This window comes from Desulfovibrio inopinatus DSM 10711 (genome assembly GCF_000429305.1).
Classification (GTDB): domain Bacteria; phylum Desulfobacterota; class Desulfovibrionia; order Desulfovibrionales; family Desulfovibrionaceae; genus Alteridesulfovibrio; species Alteridesulfovibrio inopinatus.
Genome location: NZ_AUBP01000027.1, coordinates 106,903 through 125,175, shown reverse-complemented (window position 1 = coordinate 125,175; position 18,273 = coordinate 106,903). Strand labels below are relative to the sequence as shown.

Genomic DNA, 18,273 nt, shown 5'->3' with positions numbered 1-18,273 from the left:
CCACTCAAAATCAGCGTCATCTATTAACTTCTCAAGTAGAGATTCCCAGATTCCCTTGTCACGCCAACGACAAAATCGACGATGTGTATTTTTCCAATCGCCGTAATCGGGTGGAAGATCTCTCCATGGAGCCCCAGTTCGGAGTATCCAGAAAACGGCATTAATGAAAAGCCGATTGTCATGGGCGACACCTCCCCACGTTCCTTTTCTTCCTGGTAAATGAGGTTCGAGCAACTCCCATACCCGGTCAGAAATATCATGTCGTCTATGTGCTGCACTCTTCATTCTGTCTTCTTTTTCCTTTTAGTATCCGATGCCAGGAAAAGAAGAATAAAGCAATCTTGTGACGACACTACCTAGGAATTGGAGTCGATTCCAAAGAAATTCATCACCGCCCGAGAAGCTCCAAGAATATGATCCGGTGCAGCGTTGTGACTCGTGATGGCAAATGCATCGTTATGTGTATGCATGCCGGTAAATGCTTTTTTCCCAAAAATGTCTGGAGCTCCCATCATCCCTTTGAGGTCGCGCCCCGGATGCGGAATGAGCACCATATCCGGTCCTTCCTGTGCGAGAGGGCCGGTATACAATTCTTCGCGACGCAGACACGCTGCAATGACAGGAGTGTCACGAAAACGAAGTCCCATAAACAATGATTCAAGGTCGTCAAGCAACCCTTCGGCATCATCTTCCTGCACCGTCCCTCCAGCAAATCGGGATTTTCGATTCAGATAAATTCGCGACGGGTCCATGGCAAAAGCTTGAGTTCGAGCAGGATCAATATCGGAAATCATACGCGGATCTGGTTTCGCATATTCAAGCAGTCCTGCGCGATGAAGTACTGTATTGAGATAGACTTCCGTTTCCAACGGACCGAATCCATGATCGGAGAGAACGAGATGAAAACGATCATGGTCCTGGAAATCCGACTCAAACCGTTTCATCAATGTACCAACAAACGCATCAACACGAGCATAATAGCCATAAAATCGATCATGATCGGGGTGCGAAGCATCCGTGTATGCATCAAACGCATAATGATGCAGTCGGTCTGTTCCGGTCACGACAACCATAAAAAGGGACCAATCACTCTCCTCCCAAAGCATATCAACAGCTTCCTGGCGCACGAGCAAGGTACGTTCGAGTTCCGGGAAGAGAAGGCGCTTGTCGGCCAATACTCGTGGCAGATCAATATCTGCTGTATAATGCATCTTTTTCAGTTTGGGATAAAGAGAAGCCGGAGCCACCCCTTTTTGTAAATCTGGAGCAACAAATCCGGAAACGAGAACACCGGGAATGGAACGCGCAGGATAGGTGGCAGGCAAATTCAATACTACGGAAGATAAACCGATTTCGCCCAAACGATCAAAAATTGTTTTTGTTTTGACGTCACGAAAGGAAGGCAATGTCAGGCCGTAGGTTCGATTGACATCAGTAAAACCGTAAATCCCATGATGACTCGGATCCATACCGGTCATGAAAGAAGTCCATGAAACGGAAGAAATCGGTGGTTGAGTAACTTCCATGGAGGACAAACTCCCCTCCTGGACTAGACGGCCAAGATGAGGAGTAATGCCACGTTCTATACAATCAACCAAAAGGTTGTGCGGTACACCATCAAGTCCAATGACAAGGGCTTTTTTGCTCATGTCACTTCCTCATATGTCAAGACGTTAGGCTGTGCTTTCGTGAATACGTGATCAAAATGTATGCGAAAAGAGACGAAAGCAACCGTCTCTCTTGGCATGCAAACGCTCAAAGGAATAAAAGTTATATACCGCGGAACAAAAAGGCAATAGTTTTCAATAAAATCACGATATCAAGCAACACGCCCGAATTGCGAATATAATACAAATCATATGACAAATTCTCGTGAATTGCATGTTTTCGGTCTACGCTTATTTGCCACAACCCGGTAATTCCGGGGAGCACTTCAAGGCGTCGCCGGGCTTCTTTATCATAGTCATCGACAATAAATTGCATCTCAGGACGCGGCCCCACTAATGACATGTCCCCTTTGAGAACATTAAACAGCTGGGGGAGTTCATCCAGACTGGTTTTCCGTAAAATGCGACCGACACGCGTCAATCGAGGATCACAGTGTTTGGTGGGATTGACCTGATAAGGACATGCATCAACGGTCATGCTGCGAAACTTATACATGGTAAACGATTTACCATCTTTGCCAATTCGATCATGAGCAAAGATAACTGGCCCTTTGGAATCCAGTTTAACAGCCAATGCGATGCAACAAAAGATTGGCCACAAGGCAGCGAGCAGACCTGCCGTGATTACAAGGTCAAAAAAGCGCTTGAATGAAAAGCTCTGTGGCGTTGTGATTGAAACAACACGAGCAGCAGGAATACCGTCGACAAAGAAATATTCCAATGCATTCCTGTCAAGGTGATACAACGATGGCAAAATATTGACTGTCAACCCTGTTCCTGCCAACTCACGAACGATCACTTCCATGTGTTTGTCGTCACGAACGGCAAAGGCAATAAAAATTTCACGAATGCCTAACTCATGAATAAGCCGATCAATATCGTCCCGTGTGCCCATGACATTCAAACAATCACATTGGAACAAACTTGAGGCAGCAATGGATATTCCCAGTTTTTCCGGATCGTCATCAATAAACGCGACAGGATGCAAACTTGTTTTTGAAGAACAATTGAGCAAAGAATAAATTTCTCGGCCTAAATTCCCTGCACCATAAATAAGGGCTGGGGTTCCACATTTTTTTCGCAGTGCACAAAGTCGATCATTTACCGTCAGACGACCATAAAAAACCATAATAAATGTCAGCGGAAAAGACGAAAGAACCAAACTCGCCACATGAGGCGCCCGAAAAGCGGCTAGGGCGGGAACAGCACAAGCGAGTCCCAAAATGAGCCCTAAAAAAGTACGCTTGGCATCTTCAAGATTAAGAAAATTGATCTGTTGGTTATACACACCGAAAAAGAATAAGATAAACGTTTGAAAGAGTGCTGTGAGACCAACAGGAAACGTCAAAGCCGATTTTGTAAGAGGCAATGCATATACATATTCGAACTGCAACAATACAATATTGGCAAATATGGGAGACATAAAAAATACGAGAGCATCATAAAGGCAGCTTATGATGAAAACAGCCAACGGCCATATATCATGTCGACCTAAAGGCCCGACACATATTGCGGGCTTGGCATGCACTGTTTCGGATGGATCTGCTTGTGTTGTGAAACGGGAGTATGGATTCATCATATTGTGTGCTTCCCCCCAAAAGTCTTAACGATAATTCGTCACCGAAGTCATGACATCTCTGCAATGTATCTAAAGATTATACATACCACATTCTGTAGATAGTAGAAGCAGGAAATATGCCATTTTTTATGGGGGAATTTTGCTGAAAAGCCCGACGAGTTGCAGCACTCATCGGGCTTTTCTGTAGACTTCCTATCTCCAACCAAGATCAAGTGCCATATCTTTGGGGGCTTCAAGTGCAACCGCATAGGAAACGGTCTGTTTTTTTCCGGGAGGAATGGACAAATTCCACAAAAAAACGTGGGGATCATCCGGGGCTTCTGTGGCTTTGGGGTCACTTGTTATCGTCAGTTTAATGTTTTCGTCTCGTACCTGTGGTTTTGCCTCTTGAACAATCACATCGACTTGATGTTGTGCATTATTGGTAATGTTGTAGGCAAAATCCCAACGATAGGTTTGCTTCGACGTGATAATTCCGGCATCACCGGATTGTTTTGAGACAAGATTGCTTTTCACATCAATTGACGGCGCACGCCCAAAAAATAGATCATTTTTTTGTTGCGCAGTTTCGAAAGGACGTTTTCCGACAAGAGCTCCATCCACAAGAAAGATGGCCTGTCCTCGTGGCAGTAAAATACTCTTATTGAAGTCTGCCTTGGCCGTCAGAAACGCAGCCAGTTCAGCCGACGGTCGAACTGTGTAGACAAATTCGCTTTCGACATTCTGTGTGGATATAAGAAGCTGCGTGTCTTCTCCTGCGATCAAATTCCGCTTCCCGAGATGCCAAATAGCATAGGAAGCTCCACGTCGATCCTCCTGGGGCACACCGGCGCCTCCAGCAGCATTACTTTGAACCACTTCCATTGCCATATCCGCCATCGGTGCCGGCGCCATCGCCTTAAAAGCACGAGCCTGAACTTTCGGACGAGGAGCAATAACCCAGGGAGACACCGCAGGCGGTATTAAGCCTTGACGCGGAGCAAGGGTGGCCAAAGCAACATCAACTTGTTCAATGTTTTGGCCAAGTCCCTGTCGTATTTGCGCCTCAAATGTGAATTCAACCGTTTTTTTCTCAGGAACAGCATTAAAACGATAAATCGGAGACCACCCACAACCTGACATGGTGGAAATCGTTTCTAAATCAATCGGCCCTGCTGCAGCTCCTGTCAGGTCTGCTTTAACACGCCACAAGGTGCGAACATGCCCTGTGGCATTATCAAGTTTTTTTTGGAGTAAATCCACTTTCCGCTGAATCTCTTTTTGTTCATTTTCCAAAGGATGCCGGGAAGAGAACAACGATTCAACTTCTTGGCCCAATGTCGATGCGATTTGAGACAACTGCTCTGCTGTCGGAGAGGTCATTTCCCCCATCTTACTGTTCGTCCAGAACGTAATCCGGGCATTAATTGCATTAATTTTTGCTCCGATATTGGCAAGTTGGGTTTTCGCAGCTTCGAGCTCGGCTCGCAGCTGTGCAACATGTTTTTTGTCAAGACGATTCACTCTATCCCACGTGATATTGGCAAGCGTCACCGAGGGGGTCAGCACATGAACCACCAGCGTGTCGGGATCGGCCTCCCCTGGCAAATTGAACAAAACGCGTTGATTTTGTTTCTGTGTTTCAGGTTGCAATTGAAAGTGCTGCGTCACCCGACATTGCGAAGGGTACATTAAGATAGAGGTTATCTCGGCCTGTCCGCTCCCAGGGAACATCATCACGGCAATAGCAAAAAGAATGTAGAAAAACGGCTTCATACCGACTCCATAGTTCGTATTGGTTATTTTTGTTCTTGGGCACAATTCTTTCAAAGTATGAAACGATACGTTCTCTTGTAACGAAAAACCACAAAAGGTGCACTATTTCAGCAGGAACTTGCTTAGGTGATAAGGAAATATCATGAGCCCGAGATCATTTTGTCAATTCAATGCGTTTATCAAAGATCTGTGTGTTCGGGCACGCTTTCATTGGTCCCCAACTCGTCCTCTTCTTGCTCCTTTAATGAGATATGGAAGGAAAGCCATGACACAACTCTCTCTTCGGTTCCAAACGTGTGGTACATCATTTCCAAGATATACCACATATTCCTCCTCTCAAAATACAATCCTTTCAAACAAAACAAGCAGATTTGCCTCGGGGAAGCGAACAAGTCGTCTCATTAAGGCGTTGTCGGAGCGTGCACAGATTGTTCAATCATCACAATATGACACACTTTTCGCACCTGACCCGGTACAGGCACTGACACTTGCTTTGGAAATTGCTCGAATGGGGACCGGAAAGTTCCATGCCGTTTTCCTTATGAATCCACTTCCAATGCCTGGTTTTACTTCTAGGGGAGATGGGCATATTAGCGCAGAGGCATTGTTTCGTGCCGGTCTTGCAGAATACTTGCCAGGGGGGGAACACATTCCGCCTCCTGATCCAACGAATTGCCTCTGGGATAATTCTGGTGATTGCCACGCTTGTGGGTTGCGTTGTGCCTCCTATATGAAGCAATATCTGAGCAATAATAATGAAATTGCAGCAGTTGTTGCAGAACCACTTTTTAATGCGCCAAAGGGATATTTTGACGTACTTCGTTCTGCATGTGATACCCACAATGTTTTTTTTATATTAGATGTAGCAGGCGCAGTTGAAGACAGAACGCCTTCCCTTCCTTGTAATAACTTTCAAGCTGATCTCCTTATTTATTCATCAACTGACCCAATGTATGGCATAAGTAAATTGTAAACGACATATCGCATCAGCACAGTTACTCGAGTCAATATCTCTGCAAACCAGCCTTCCAATATAATCCCCCAAATACGACAATAACTTCAAGGGTTCTTTCCGAAGGAAAGAACCCTCCTTCCCACCGTGCTTATTCTGTCACGTGACTTCAACCCAACCACTATGTCCCTCACTTCGTATAGGAAAAACAGGTACATGGATCGCACCGATACATTTTTAAATTTTGTAAACATGACTTCGAACTCTACTCATATTTTTTACATTCCACTGCATTATTATTATGGACATAATGAAAAATGATGCGTATTGATATATGAGATATGTTTTTTTATTTTCTGTCTAGGGTCGCTTTATACCGCAGCTCAATATAAAAATTTACCATCTATAACATAGCCCAAACTGAGGGCTGCCTCCTGCGCAGGAGACATCAAATGCTCGGTGATTGAAAGATCATCGAGCATTACAATTTTATTGAACTCCAATATGCATTATCATTAATCACTATAGTTTTTATAGAAAAAAATGCAAAAATTCTCTCTTCATTTTGCTCTATTTCTTCATATCATACAGTTTGCACAACACTTCCATACAACACATCATTCAGAATCATTATTGCACTCATAAATAAGCTTTCGAAGTGAATATCGTCGTTATTTTATAAGATATTTGAGGTTGCAGTGGCGGTACATTTTTCATGTTTACAAAGAAAGATAAGAAAAAAAATAAAAATGTCTGCTTTGTTACATAAAGATTTTCTGCGATTAGAAATCAATAGACATTATAAACAACTATGAATTGTTATTCTCCATTCCTGGCCCATTTCAAAAGACTATTCTCTAAAATATCATATATAAACATCAAATATTCTGCACTTTATCCTACAGTTCAATCAAACAGCATATCATGAAATCTCCATAACACCATCTACGTAAGATCAGACATAAGTGTACTTTCAATAAATCATCGTTCTGTGTCCGTTTATTCTTCCTTCTTCCTCCATGTTCACAACAATCTCCTTCGACCAGCCAGCATCAAATGATGGAGAGAACTTTCATCTCAACTTCACACAAGGCCGAACACACAGCATAAAAAAAGGCGCTCCCCAAAGGAAGCGCCTTCATAATCAGCCTATTGACGTAATAATACGTCTTAGCCTTTGCCTTCAAGCTCAAGACGAACTTCTTTCGCCACTTTCCACAGAACCGTCAGAACCAAACCACCCGTTGCGTAGATCATGCAGGAAATAAGGAGTTCCGGCACGGTCGGCATGTAGGGAGTAATGGTTTCAAACGGCGTCGGGTTGAAACCGGCAACGATGAGGCCCATCCCCTTATCGATCCAGGTTGCGATAACCAGAGCGATAAGCGCAATGGGCAAAGCCTTTTCATTGTAACGAATCGAAGGCGGAATAAGGAAAAGCAAAGAACCAAGTCCCAAAATGGTAGCAGTCCACATGAAGGGCACGAGTTCAGCGTGTCCATCGATACCCGAGAAGAGGTAGACCAGCGGTGCCATGTGGCCAGGAATATTGCTGTAGAAGGAGGTGAACACTTCGAGCAGGAAGAAGAAGACGTTCACACACATCGCATACGTAATAATCGTGGACAACGCCTTGATGGCTTCTTTGCCCGGATCAAACTTAGTCAGTTTTCTGAGCAACAGCGTCAGCAGCAGCAGAATAGCCGGCCCGGAGCAGAACGCCGAAGCAAGGAAGCGAGCAGCCATGATGGCGGTCAACCAGTAGTGACGACCCGGCAGACCGGCGTACAAGAAGGCCGTGACCGTGTGAATGGAAAAGGCCCAGATAATGGAAGTATAGACCAGCGGCTTAACCCACTTGGGCGGATCCATTTTTTTCCGATGCGCCGACAGGCTCGTCCAGCCGATAACGAGATTGAGCAGGAGGTAACCGTTCAGAACGATCATGTCCCAGAACAGAATCGAATGCGGCGTCGGGTACAGCATGACGTTGAGCATACGTTGCGGAGAACCGATATCAACAACGATAAAGCCCAAACACATGACGACCGAGGCGATTGCAAGGAACTCACCAAGGATGATCATCTTGCTGAAGGCTTTGAAATGATGAAAATAATAGGGAAGCACCAGCATAACGGCCGAAGCGGCCACGCCGACGAGATACGTAAACTGGGCAATATAGAAGCCCCAGGATACGTCACGGCTCATACCGGTAACTTTCAGGCCAACAGTGAGCTGGTACAGGTAGAATCCCGCGCCCAGGCCGATTATGGCGAGAAGCGCGAAGAGCAGTCCCCAGTACCTCGGGCTTCCTTTCAAGGCTTTTTCAAGCATGACCGCTCCTTATATGACGTAGTAGACGCAAGGCTGGGTGCCGGCGTCAGGTTTGCGACGGATGGTGAAATGCTCTTTCAGCGCTTCGCGGACTTCCGATTTCGGATCTTTCAGATCGCCGAAGATCATCGTGCCTTCAGAGGCCTCGACGCAGGCCGGGGCCAAGCCCTGAGCCAAGCGTTCGGAGCAGAACGTGCACTTTTCAACAACCCCTCGAGTCCGTGTAGGGAATGTCGGGTTGATCTTCTCAATGAAAGGCCGAGGATTCTGGAAGTTGAAACTCCGTGCACCGTACGGGCAACCGGCCATGCAATAGCGGCAGCCGATGCAGCGGTGCCAGTCCATCTTCACGATGCCATTGCGGGGGTCCTTAAACGTGGCTTGCGTCGGGCAGACGCGCACGCAGGGAGGCTGCTCACAATGGTTGCACAGCAACAAGTAGTCGTTTTCTTCAACACCTTCAGCAAGGTGATGATTATGCTGATTCGGGAATGCCTGTTCAAAAGGCGCCGACCACAACCATTTGATGTTCTGTTTGGTCGGAATATTGGGCACGTTGTGGATCGAGTGACACGCATGGGCCATTTTCTCGCGGATTTCCGGAGTCATCTTGTTGGCAAAGACGACAAACGACCACTGCTCGGCCTTCAACGGGTGCTGAAAGTTTTCGACCGTAGGAACGGTGGATTTCGCTTCACTGGCCTGGGCGGTGCCATCAGCCAAGAAGCTCAGCTTGGCTGCTCCGACGCCAAGGGCGGCAACTCCCGCCATTTTCAATACTGTACGTCTATCCTTTTTCATTGATTCGCCCCCGTCGGAGAAGTGTTGTGGCAATCCCAGCAATAGGGAGCAACACCCACAGCATTGTGGCACTGGTCACAGAACTTTTCTTTGTTGTCGTGGCAGCGCATACAGGTGTTCGTCAGGCTCTTGCTGTATTCCTTGCCTTCGGCATTGACAAAGATGCGTTCGCCGTCGCGAATGACTTCCGTTCGCCATTCATTAAGCAGTTGCATGTGGGAAGTACGCATCCATTCGGTTGCCATGACACATTGCTTGACATCCTTCGGCAATTCAAGTTTTACGTCGAAGTCCTTATCTCCCTTGAAGAAAAAGGGCATCAACACAAGAGCAAGAAACACGAGCAGGCCGGGTACGATATATTTCGCGTTATACATGCCTTATTCCTCCTCGTAACCGGGCAAGGGTTCCCCGCGCAGGTCGGTAGTACGTTCCTGCTCGCCCTCTAAGATCATGGCGTTGCCCACAAGTTCGTGGACACCGGCCACGTTAACGCCAGGAGCCCAGTAATCGCAAAGCGGAGGCAAGGTGGCGCGGTCGATGGCGCAGATGCAGGCCAACGTATTGACATCATGATTATCGCGCACAAACTTCACGGCGCTGCCTCGAGGCAGCCCACCACGCAGGCGCATCTCCATGAACTCTTCGTTGTTCAAACCGGCACCACCACCGCAGCAGAATGTTTGCTCACGGATGGTGTTGGAGGGCATTTCGTAGAATTCGGGAACCACATTTTTAATGATGTAGCGCGGTTCTTCGAAAAAGCCCATGGCACGCGCCGGGTTGCACGAGTCATGAAAGGTGGCTTTGATGTTGCCGTTACGCGAAGGATCAAGTTTGAGCTTGTTGTTATTGATGAGGTCTGCGGTAAATTCGCAGATATGCAGCATCTTTGTACCGGCAGCGGCGTTAAAACGAGTTCCCGTAATAGGGCTGACCGGTGTTTCAAGGAAATCTGCCGGCCCGTTCATGGTATCCATGTATTGGTTGATGACGCGCCACATGTGACCACATTCACCACCCAAAATCCATTTGACACCCAGGCGTTCGGCTTCGGCGTACATTTTGGCATTGAGCTTTTTCATCATGGTATCATTGGTGAAAAGCCCGAAGTTACCGCCTTCAGATGCGTATGTGGACCACGTGTAATCCAGTCCCAACTCATGGAACAAGATGAGATAGCCCATGTAGGTAAAGATACCGGGGTCGGCAAAGATGTCACCTGAAGGGGTGATGAACAGAATCTCAGCTCCCTTCTTGTTGACAGGCGGATCTACACGAATACCGGTAATATCCTCGATGTCATCAATGAGGAACTCCATCATGTCTTTGTAGGCATGCGGCTGGATACCAAGGTGGTTCCCGGTACGGTTACAGTTACTGACCGGTTCCATGATCCAGTTGATGTTCAATCCGACAAGATGCAGCAGTTCACGCGCCATCATGGTGATTTCGGCGGTGTCGATGCCGTAGGGGCAGAAAAGCGAACAGCGGCGACATTCCGTGCACTGATAGAAGTACATGAACCATTCTTTGATCACGTCTTCTTCCATCTTGCGTGCACCGGCCAACTTGCCAAGAATTTTTCCGGCAAAGGTGAAGTCGTTGCGGTAGATGGAACGCAAAAGCTCAGCACGCAGAACGGGCATATTTTTCGGATCACCCGACCCAATGAAATAGTGACACTTATCGGCGCAAGCACCGCAGCGTACACAAATGTCCATGAAGACTTTAAACGAGCGGTATTTCTTCAGGCGCTCACGGAAGCCTTCCGAAATAATTTCGCGCCAGTTTTCCGGAAGTTTCCAGTCTTCATCTGTGGGTTTCCATTCACGGGAATTGGGGAACCCCAGGCCTTTGATGATATCCGGTTTGCCGGGATAACTGAAAACGCCCGGCCGAAATTCGGGACGGATATCCATCCATCCCTTCACGGGCGTCGTGTACTTGATATCCAGTAATTCTTCTGGGGGTGGCATCTTAGCCATGGTCACTCCTTTTGAAATCACGCCTGTTTCGGCAAATTTTTACGCTTCCTTTTCCACCGGCAATCCGGCCTCAATCATCTTTTCCCTGTAATCATCTTCATAAGCGGCATAGGAATGCGGCTTAACTTCAGGATCGTTCCAAGGATTGATATGCCGTCTGATGCGGCTGTCATTCGGAAGGTTGCGGGTGGGGCTCAAAAAGACGCCGCCCATGTGCATGAGCTTGCTGAAAGGAAAGTACATGAACAGCACACACACGAGAAATAAATGGACAAAAAAGGTCGCGCTAATATTCGAAGGAAGGACGGGAGACAGAGTGACCAGTCCGTACGCGAGGTCTTTAATATTGATGACGTCGACCTTGGTGATATAACGCATCCACATTCCGGTGAGAGCAATTCCAAGAATGAGAAAAAGCGGGAAGTAGTCCGACGGAAGAGAAATATACCGGACTTTCGAGTCGAAAAAGCGGCGCAGGAGCAAGAAGCCCAGACCAACAAGAATACCAATGTCAGTAATGTAGAGCTGAGGAGCGCCGATCTGCAGGATGCTGTCCATGAAATCGAGGTTGGCAATACCGGCAGGCAGGGGTTGAAGGAAAAAACGCAAGTGTCGGATCAGAACCAAAAGAAAACAGTAATGAAAGGTCAGCGCGAACAACCACAGCCATTTCGCGGAATTAAATCCGACCCGGCCTTGTTCTTTGTCGAGCTGAATGGACGTGTTCCGAAACAAGGAGCGGAACGTCACGACTTCGAGAATCATGCGAACGAAGGTCTCAAATCCCGAAGTCGGGTTATCAAACCGATTCCGCTTGATCCACGGTAAGGACTTTTGCTGTCCAGCCGTTGTCGGAATCCGAAACGGCACGGGAGCAGACGCCCAGTTATAAATTTTGATGACAAATCCGACGATAAAAACCGCGATTGCCACGTACGGCAAAAATATGCCGAAAAAACCCTGCATCCCGGCGCCCGCGCCTACATAGGCGATGAGCATGAGCGCCGCTACCGCAACTAAAGAGAAAAACGCTGCCATGTAGCCTCACCTCGTTTGCTGTTTCACGTTACGATTTCGGGACAGTGTCCGAAAGTTCGCAGACCAAGTTCGCCCGCCGAAGCAGGGTCGCGTGCGTATTCTTAAGCTCTTTGATGCGCAGTGCGAAGAGCTTTTCCCGGCATTTGCTATAGATGTCAAGGCCCAGCAGCAAGACGACGTCGATACGTGACTCGAGTGCCAGGAACTCCACTGCCATGTCGGAGCCTGCAAGATCGTTCCAGAACATCTCACGGACAACTTTTTTCAGGAGAGGCAGAAAAGTTAATGCTTCCGACGGCGCAAAGTTCTGAACGGCGCGGATGCGAACCACCTCTTCCAAACCAGGTTTGGCGGCCTCCAACCGGCTATCGGTATCGGCATCGTTGCTGACAAGATAATCAATGACGGCGGCGATACAGACAGAAAAGGCATGGCAAACAGGGTTTGCAAAGCGATTCTTTTCCTTTTTCCACACGGTGGCGGTTTCAGGAGCATACGTCGACAAAATTGCGTCGAACCACTTTTGTTCCACCTTCGCGCGGTTTTGTGCAATGAGGAGTGGGAGTTTTTTTGTCAAGAGGATCGTCCTTTTATTCACAAATGCCAATCGGCTGAACACTTATCAAAAATTGAGCATTTGTAAAGTTTTGAGAGTCATTATCAAAATAGGAAGCGACTGAATAGCCCCTTTTACCCTACAATTTCGTGAGAGGCAAAAACAAGCAAAATTGACAAATATGAAAAATCACACTCAAAAAGAATGGGTTTGCAACTTGACGAGGTTGGTTGTACAGACAATCTGTTTTCAGTATGTCGACTTTTCACGAGGAACACATGACCTTGACAGAAAGGCAAATGAATATAGTTCAAACAGTGGCCGATTTTGATTCTATTGATCGCTATCAGGGGACTCTCCCCCGCAAGCACGCGTTTATGTATGATGAGAAGGATATAAACGAGCTTGTACATTCCGATATTTTGCAGTGGGTGAAGCTCACTTTCCCCTGTGGCAAAGGCGTCAAGGGGTTACGTTTGACGTCCACCGGTCGCAAATTTCTGGAAGGCCCGAAAAGAGCGTGTACGTCAAATGAAACATTGCCCACCCCTTCGCAACTCGATCTTCTTTGTGATATCGTCTACACGTGCCGAATCAGCCTTTTCCGAGGCATCATGCCCAAAAGCATGATTCGCCAATATGCAGAAAACGATGTCGAAGAACTCTATCTTGGCGGATTTATTTTGAGAATTAAAATCCGTCTTGAAGACGGAGAAAAGTTGAAGGGTTTTATTCTGACAGCCAAAGCAAATCGCCTCCTCAAAGAACTCGCACTGATTTAGGCGACCATTCTCGCCTGTCATGAAACACTATAGCCATTCAAAGCCGGCTTGCGTTTATGCGAGCCAGCTTTGAATGGCTATAGGCAAATATTCCACGTGATGCGGCCCCCTCGCCCACAAGCTTTACATGCCAGACTCATCAGATGTGCCCGAAATCGTTACGCTCGGCTCTTCTGTTCGATTGGCCGGACGCCAACTGATTTCAATTGAAAATTTTTCTTTGTCTTTCTTCTGCGAGGCCTTCATTTCCACATCAACAATGCTCGACGGCCGCAAGGTGACACAATCTTCCCCGGCGGTCATGCAAATCGCTCCGGACTTCATATTTGACACCACGTCTTCAAGGTATGCAATAACCTCTCGTAACTCCATGATGCCTTCCATCTTCACTTTGCTCTTACCCATTGTATTTTTCCTTTGCTGGAGTTGGGAATCATGAAACCGACTGAATGTCGGTCAATACCGAATTCGATCTCCTCGTGTCCAATCTTTTCCTTAAAAAGTGATTTGGAGCTCCGTGGCCTTGATTTTCTTCAAAAAAACAGCGCCGCCTCGAGCCCTAACAAAACGTTGAAGACGGAGTCCGGCTTCGCTTTTCAGTGACACTTTCTCTTTTGAAAAGATTCCCCCGTCGGAGGCATTATCGAAGATACGAACACATGCCTTCTCGTCTGGGCACCTTACACAAATACTCAGTTCCTTCGTATCTTCCTCGTATTGTGCACTTTTTACCGCATCTTCTGGAATTAACGGATCAATACCGGCCATACGAAGGGCAAGCACACAAGCCAAAGCGATACTATATGCTTTCTCAAATGCGACGATTGCTTCAACATCGTTTCTCGTATCCCAATCTTCTTCGGGAACAAATCGAATGGCGTAGAACGATGTCGTATCAAGCTCTATCTCGACTGTAACGGAAATATGCGGTGCGACGGCCGTAATTTTATCCGCGAGTCGATCCAAAAAAGAACGTAAATCCACACCGGCTGACGGCAAGAGATCATAGCTGTCCAAAAGCAATTCGGAAAAGAGCGTAAACCGGTCCGACGATTCAAGACCATCACCGTTGTCTTCGTCAGCCATCGCGGTCATCAGTCCACCAAGACGAGGAAGAAAATCACGTCGAGAAGACTCCGCAACACTTGCGTCGGTCATTCGCAAGGCATTCGTATCAATAATGGTACAGCAGAGCCGCGGATCTCCTTCTGGGCTTGTCATGCGACGTCGCAAGACTGTAACTTGGAGCAAGCCCTTCCGGCCACGAATCTCCATGAAATCGCCGCGCCCTTCCGATTGCTCAAGGGCACAGGTGCAGGCATGCTGTTCCACCTCACGCCATCGACCGAGTACACAATGTCTCGCGAAAGAGCTCCCGATGGTTTCATCAAGATCCACCAGTTCATTGAAAGCACGATTACCGAAGACAATAATACCGTCCTCATTCATTTCAAAATACGGCAAAAACAATCCATCAAGCAAAGCCGAGGATGTATGTGACGGTTCAACACTTGGTTGCTTATCATCGACCGACTGCACTATTCGGTTTTCTCGTGATTCAAAGCCACTCAGAGGCATGGAAAACGGTTCATAATGCGTGGCTTCAGAGTGTAAACCAGGACGTCGTTGCGACGTATTTCGCGATCCAGCGAGCCCTTGAAGTGGATCTTTACCAAGGCGGGATTGATCTGCCATGAACGTGCCTCATGGGGCGCTCATATCATTCCGCCCCGATTGCGCCGCAATTTCGCGGCAAAGGTTAATGTAATCGAGTGCCCCATTACTGTGCGGGGAATATCTGAAAATATCCTGTCCAAAGCTCGGCGCTTCGGCCACGGCAATATTGTCACGGATTTTCGTAGTAAAAAGGATATCACCGAAATATTCCCGAATCTTGACGATTACTTCACGATTCAATTTTTTTCGCTTTTGATAGCGTGTGGCGATGATACCGGTTATCTCCAAAGGAGGGTTGAGGCGCTGCTTGACGGCGCCAACCGTCTCAGCCAACTTGCCAAGGCCGTGGAGCGCGAGAAACTCTGGTTGGAGCGGAATAAAGACTTCCCGAGCAGCACAGAGACTCATAACCGTCAGCAATCCCAAGTTTGGTGGGCAGTCAAACAGGAGAAAATCAACGGGGGGCAAGTCGACCAATGCATCCGCGAGGAGAAATTCCCAATTCGATGTCGCTGAAAATACGGCGTCGACTTGCGCCAAGTCCAAAGACGCAGGAACGAGGTGCATCCCTTCGACATCAACAATAGCTTGATGAAGCTTCGCCGAGTCGGATAACACATCGAACATTGTGGCTCGCGTCTCGTCAGGTTCTACACTGAGCGACAGAGTCAGATGGGACTGGGGGTCGAGGTCGATCAACAGTACGGAATATCCCAATCGAGTCAGGCCAGCCCCGATATTTACGACAGAGGTGGTCTTGCCAACCCCGCCTTTCTGGTTAACAACGGCGATGGTACGCATAAAGACGACTCCTTGCCGGCCGCGGCACAACCGCAGCAGGATGAAATGCAATGAATGATTCTCAGTATTTCCCATTTCCTAGGACAGATCAAGACGAGCGCCCTTGGCTCCTGGGGCTTAGATTACAAACTATCACACGGCAATACGCTATGGTGGTGGCGAGCTTCGTGCTCATGATGACGCTCGCCGGAGGCTCCCAAAGCTTTGCTGCTTCGTACACCCTTCCGCAGTCCCCCCGAAATGTACCTCTCCCTTCGTCAACAAAACCGCTCTGCTCATCCCCGAATACCAGGCTTTTTCCTTCCCCACTCCCGCAAGCCCAGGCTTTGCGGGCTGGGATCGAACGCTATCTGCAAGGACAATTGAGCAGAGCTCAACAGGAACTCGCGAAAACGGCTACAGAAGTTGGCCCGCTTCAAGCCTACATTCTCTATTATCAAGGACTCTGCGAATTCAAACTGGGACGTTTTCAATACGCATTGAATACATTTGATCGTGCGGCTCAATCTCCAGGAAAAGAACTCTTACGCCGAGATCTACTTTTCTTACGTGCTCTATGTCTTGAATATCTTGCGCGTTACAAAGCAGCCCTCGCCCGCTATCAAAGTTGGCTTGCTCAGTCAGGAAACAGTCTCCGCGCATACGTTCAATTGCGTGCCGCTGTCTGTGCCAGCCGCATCGGTCAGTCCAAAACGGCTGCGAATTTGCTGGAAACCTGCCTGAAAACCTATCCTTGGACCAATTCGGCAGCAGCCGCTACGACGCTTGCTCATGAGTTGCACACACAAGGAACGATTGCATTCAATCCCAATGCCGAAACGGTCCAACGAAAGATGCTCACACGCCTTATCGATCGGGGTAAAGGGCAAGACGCCTTACAACTCGCCGACAAATTGCTGAAAACCACCGCAGACCGCAATCGTATTTTGTATTATAAAGGGAAAGCGCTCTATCGACTCCGCAAAACTCGAAAGTCCATTGAGACATTGGAACACGTCGTTAGATCGGCTCCGCAATCAGGCCTTGCTCCCTGGGCACTGTACCACCAGGCAAAAGGATATTGGCGATACGGAAAAGAAACTGACGAAGCCGACATGGAAAGTGCGCTGCAACGCGTCCTTGCCATGAATCCATCGGACGCACGAGTTGTTCATGCTTCACGCAAACTGTTAATGCTCTATCTCATTGAACATGCCCGCTTTGCTGAAGCATTGAAACAAGCTGATATTCTTGTGGCTACAGCTGGCCCGAAAACCGCCAAACAAGCGCAATGGCTCGGTGCAATTCTGCCTCTTGCCTTGGGAAGACCAAGTCAAGCTGTTGAACGCTTGGCTGCCTATACTTCCATTGCCTCGGGAGCAGAGGAACAAGGAGCTGTCCACTACTTTTCCGGCAAAGCCCTCATGGCCAATAACCAACTTCACCATGCTGCGGCACAATTCAAATATACTGCGCTCACCTGGCCCAATACATACTATGGCTATGAAAGTGCTCGCCTCCTCGCTCAATTACGCGACACGGCCAACATCGATCCGCATGCTGTCAAACCGGTTGCTCCCATCCCAGGCGCACCACGATGCCCCACATCGACGAATTTCGATCCTGGCATCGCTGCAACAACACCGGCATCGAATAGAGCTCTTGTTCTCGAATCCGTAGGCCTGAACACATTGGCACTGCCCGAATGGGAAGCCGCATCGCGAGCCAAGCCCCACGACGGAGGTCTTGCCTGTCAGAGTGCCCGACTCGCCGCTACCATGGGGAAGCATATGGACGCTGCTCGTCCTCTGTGGCGTACTTTCGGAGGATGCCTCTTTCGCGGTTCTCCTGAAGGCCTTATGCCCATCCGCTCCATCTTGTATCCACAACAATACGCTTCAGACATCATTGCCAATCTTCAGGGAACAGACATCGACCCAACCATTATTTCTTCCCTGATTAGACAAGAAAGCTATTTCAACCCTTCCGCTGTATCAGGGGTCGGTGCCATAGGATTAATGCAAATTATGCCAGCGACAGGAAAAACCATTGCTTCCTGGCTCAAGGATCGTTCCTATAGCCGTAACAAACTCTTCAATCCCGCATTCAATCTTCGCTACGGCATCACCTACTTCAAACGCCGATTCTCTCGTTATAATGCAATTGTCCCAACGTTATGCAGTTACAACGCCGGATTCAAAAAGGCCGACGTTTGGAATGCCCACCTCGGAAACCTCGATCAAGACTTGTTCATCGCCTTCATTCCCTATACGGAAACACGTAATTATGTCCGGCGCATTCTCAACAATGCGACAATGTATAGACGCTTATGGTGAGCTGAAAAAAATTACACAGAGACAGAAA

General features: G+C 48.0%; 16 protein-coding genes. 3 read left to right on the top strand and 13 right to left on the bottom strand.

Features of this window, described 5'->3' with window-relative positions:
* The 4 genes from G451_RS0116615 to G451_RS0116600 all read right to left on the bottom strand — a co-directional run.
* The coding region (locus G451_RS0116615) for an IS5 family transposase (protein WP_027185489.1) at nucleotides 1–285 on the bottom strand (285 nt) is incomplete at its 3' end.
* Nucleotides 286–356: 71 nt separating this feature from the next.
* Nucleotides 357–1,649: an alkaline phosphatase family protein gene (locus G451_RS29925; RefSeq protein WP_051261590.1), complete on the bottom strand. Its 1,293-nt coding sequence runs from the start codon at nucleotides 1,647–1,649 to the stop codon at nucleotides 357–359.
* 121 nt (nucleotides 1,650–1,770) lie between these two features.
* Complete coding sequence (locus G451_RS32990; protein WP_051261589.1) at nucleotides 1,771–3,246, bottom strand: sugar transferase; 1,476 nt, start codon at nucleotides 3,244–3,246, stop codon at nucleotides 1,771–1,773.
* A gap of 192 nt (nucleotides 3,247–3,438) precedes the next feature.
* Nucleotides 3,439–5,001, bottom strand: coding sequence for a DUF4139 domain-containing protein (locus G451_RS0116600; protein WP_027185144.1), 1,563 nt, complete (start codon nucleotides 4,999–5,001; stop codon nucleotides 3,439–3,441).
* 265 nt (nucleotides 5,002–5,266) lie between these two features.
* Here G451_RS0116600 and G451_RS0116595 point away from each other — a divergent pair, with 265 nt between their 5' ends.
* On the top strand, nucleotides 5,267–5,974 hold the full coding sequence (locus G451_RS0116595; RefSeq protein WP_169727893.1) for a PLP-dependent aminotransferase family protein: 708 nt from the start codon (nucleotides 5,267–5,269) through the stop codon (nucleotides 5,972–5,974).
* A gap of 1,149 nt (nucleotides 5,975–7,123) precedes the next feature.
* On the opposite strand, the gene dsrP is transcribed toward G451_RS0116595, so the two are convergent.
* From dsrP to G451_RS0116565, 6 genes are read right to left on the bottom strand one after another with little or no spacing between them, the layout of a single operon-like run.
* Nucleotides 7,124–8,287, bottom strand: coding sequence for a sulfate reduction electron transfer complex DsrMKJOP subunit DsrP (gene dsrP / locus G451_RS0116590; RefSeq protein WP_027185142.1), 1,164 nt, complete (start codon nucleotides 8,285–8,287; stop codon nucleotides 7,124–7,126).
* Nucleotides 8,288–8,296: 9 nt separating this feature from the next.
* Complete coding sequence (gene dsrO / locus G451_RS0116585; RefSeq protein WP_027185141.1) at nucleotides 8,297–9,088, bottom strand: sulfate reduction electron transfer complex DsrMKJOP subunit DsrO; 792 nt, start codon at nucleotides 9,086–9,088, stop codon at nucleotides 8,297–8,299.
* Nucleotides 9,085–9,465 carry a sulfate reduction electron transfer complex DsrMKJOP subunit DsrJ gene (dsrJ, locus tag G451_RS0116580; RefSeq protein ID WP_027185140.1) on the bottom strand — a complete coding sequence of 127 codons (381 nt, stop codon included), beginning with the start codon at nucleotides 9,463–9,465 and terminating at the stop codon, nucleotides 9,085–9,087. The genes dsrO and dsrJ overlap by 4 nt, the downstream gene beginning before the upstream one ends.
* A 3-nt stretch (nucleotides 9,466–9,468) precedes the next feature.
* Nucleotides 9,469–11,076: a sulfate reduction electron transfer complex DsrMKJOP subunit DsrK gene (gene dsrK, locus G451_RS0116575; protein ID WP_027185139.1), complete on the bottom strand. Its 1,608-nt coding sequence runs from the start codon at nucleotides 11,074–11,076 to the stop codon at nucleotides 9,469–9,471.
* Between the two features lie 39 nt (nucleotides 11,077–11,115).
* Entirely contained in the window at nucleotides 11,116–12,114 is a 999-nt protein-coding gene (gene dsrM / locus G451_RS0116570) for a sulfate reduction electron transfer complex DsrMKJOP subunit DsrM (protein WP_027185138.1), read from the bottom strand.
* 28 nt (nucleotides 12,115–12,142) lie between these two features.
* Nucleotides 12,143–12,691, bottom strand: a complete 549-nt coding sequence (locus tag G451_RS0116565) for an RsbRD N-terminal domain-containing protein (RefSeq protein WP_027185137.1) — start codon at nucleotides 12,689–12,691, stop codon at nucleotides 12,143–12,145.
* Between the two features lie 257 nt (nucleotides 12,692–12,948).
* On the opposite strand from G451_RS0116565, the gene G451_RS0116560 reads away from it, so the two are divergent.
* Nucleotides 12,949–13,452: a hypothetical protein gene (locus tag G451_RS0116560; RefSeq protein WP_027185136.1), complete on the top strand. Its 504-nt coding sequence runs from the start codon at nucleotides 12,949–12,951 to the stop codon at nucleotides 13,450–13,452.
* 123 nt (nucleotides 13,453–13,575) lie between these two features.
* Here the strand turns inward: G451_RS0116560 and G451_RS29915 are convergent, their stop codons facing one another.
* From G451_RS29915 to G451_RS0116545, 3 genes are all read right to left on the bottom strand, one after another.
* A complete protein-coding gene (locus tag G451_RS29915) occupies nucleotides 13,576–13,857 on the bottom strand; it encodes an amphi-Trp domain-containing protein (protein WP_051261588.1) in 282 nt (93 codons plus the stop codon).
* A 90-nt stretch (nucleotides 13,858–13,947) separates the two neighbouring features.
* Complete coding sequence (locus G451_RS0116550; protein ID WP_027185135.1) at nucleotides 13,948–15,147, bottom strand: hypothetical protein; 1,200 nt, start codon at nucleotides 15,145–15,147, stop codon at nucleotides 13,948–13,950.
* A gap of 9 nt (nucleotides 15,148–15,156) precedes the next feature.
* Nucleotides 15,157–15,930 (bottom strand): ParA family protein, encoded by a 774-nt coding sequence (locus G451_RS0116545; RefSeq protein ID WP_027185134.1) that lies wholly within the window; start codon nucleotides 15,928–15,930, stop codon nucleotides 15,157–15,159.
* Between the two features lie 50 nt (nucleotides 15,931–15,980).
* Between G451_RS0116545 and G451_RS0116540 the strand changes: the two genes are divergently transcribed.
* Nucleotides 15,981–18,245, top strand: coding sequence for a transglycosylase SLT domain-containing protein (locus tag G451_RS0116540; RefSeq protein WP_084448621.1), 2,265 nt, complete (start codon nucleotides 15,981–15,983; stop codon nucleotides 18,243–18,245).
* Nucleotides 18,246–18,273: the final 28 nt, after the last annotated feature.

Bases quoted from the DNA above. Each gene is read 5' to 3' on its own strand.
- G451_RS29925 (WP_051261590.1), bottom strand. From the start codon at position 1,649: ATGAGCAAAAAAGCCCTTGTCATTGGACTTGATGGTGTACCGCACAAC.
- G451_RS32990 (WP_051261589.1), bottom strand. From the start codon at position 3,246: ATGATGAATCCATACTCCCGTTTCACAACACAAGCAGATCCATCCGAA.
- G451_RS0116600 (WP_027185144.1), bottom strand. From the start codon at position 5,001: ATGAAGCCGTTTTTCTACATTCTTTTTGCTATTGCCGTGATGATGTTC.
- G451_RS0116595 (WP_169727893.1), top strand. From the start codon at position 5,267: ATGACACAACTCTCTCTTCGGTTCCAAACGTGTGGTACATCATTTCCA.
- dsrP (WP_027185142.1), bottom strand. From the start codon at position 8,287: ATGCTTGAAAAAGCCTTGAAAGGAAGCCCGAGGTACTGGGGACTGCTC.
- dsrO (WP_027185141.1), bottom strand. From the start codon at position 9,088: ATGAAAAAGGATAGACGTACAGTATTGAAAATGGCGGGAGTTGCCGCC.
- dsrJ (WP_027185140.1), bottom strand. From the start codon at position 9,465: ATGTATAACGCGAAATATATCGTACCCGGCCTGCTCGTGTTTCTTGCT.
- dsrK (WP_027185139.1), bottom strand. From the start codon at position 11,076: ATGGCTAAGATGCCACCCCCAGAAGAATTACTGGATATCAAGTACACG.
- dsrM (WP_027185138.1), bottom strand. From the start codon at position 12,114: ATGGCAGCGTTTTTCTCTTTAGTTGCGGTAGCGGCGCTCATGCTCATC.
- G451_RS0116560 (WP_027185136.1), top strand. From the start codon at position 12,949: ATGACCTTGACAGAAAGGCAAATGAATATAGTTCAAACAGTGGCCGAT.
- G451_RS29915 (WP_051261588.1), bottom strand. From the start codon at position 13,857: ATGGGTAAGAGCAAAGTGAAGATGGAAGGCATCATGGAGTTACGAGAG.
- G451_RS0116550 (WP_027185135.1), bottom strand. From the start codon at position 15,147: ATGGCAGATCAATCCCGCCTTGGTAAAGATCCACTTCAAGGGCTCGCT.
- G451_RS0116545 (WP_027185134.1), bottom strand. From the start codon at position 15,930: ATGCGTACCATCGCCGTTGTTAACCAGAAAGGCGGGGTTGGCAAGACC.
- G451_RS0116540 (WP_084448621.1), top strand. From the start codon at position 15,981: ATGAATGATTCTCAGTATTTCCCATTTCCTAGGACAGATCAAGACGAG.